The organism is Clostridium pacaense (assembly GCF_020709765.2).
GTDB lineage: Bacteria > Bacillota > Clostridia > Lachnospirales > Lachnospiraceae > Enterocloster > Enterocloster hominis.
This window is the reverse complement of record NZ_JAJFEB020000270.1, coordinates 1-230: the sequence shown is the minus strand read 5'-3', so window position 1 is coordinate 230 and position 230 is coordinate 1. Positions and strand designations below refer to the sequence as shown.

Below are 230 nucleotides of genomic sequence, written 5' to 3'. Positions count from 1 at the left end.
CACCATTTTAAAGAACGGACGCAGGTTCACCTGCGCATGGGACGAACCCTATAGCCCGGAATGCCGACCCTATGTGGAGGGCAGTGGCTGGCTTCTCCACGAGGCCTTCTGCCTGTACCGCGACAGGGAGATATTCGAGCCATACGAAAAGCATCACAACACGGTAAAGGAAGCCTGTGAACTGGCCGAAAGCCTGCGCATCCCCAACCTGGTACTGTGGCATACAGAGG

At 56.5% G+C, this 230-nt stretch carries 1 pseudogene; it reads left to right on the top strand.

Annotated features, from left to right (window positions below):
* Positions 1–230 (top strand): annotated as a pseudogene (locus LK536_RS59245) (MBL fold metallo-hydrolase); the annotation flags it as partial.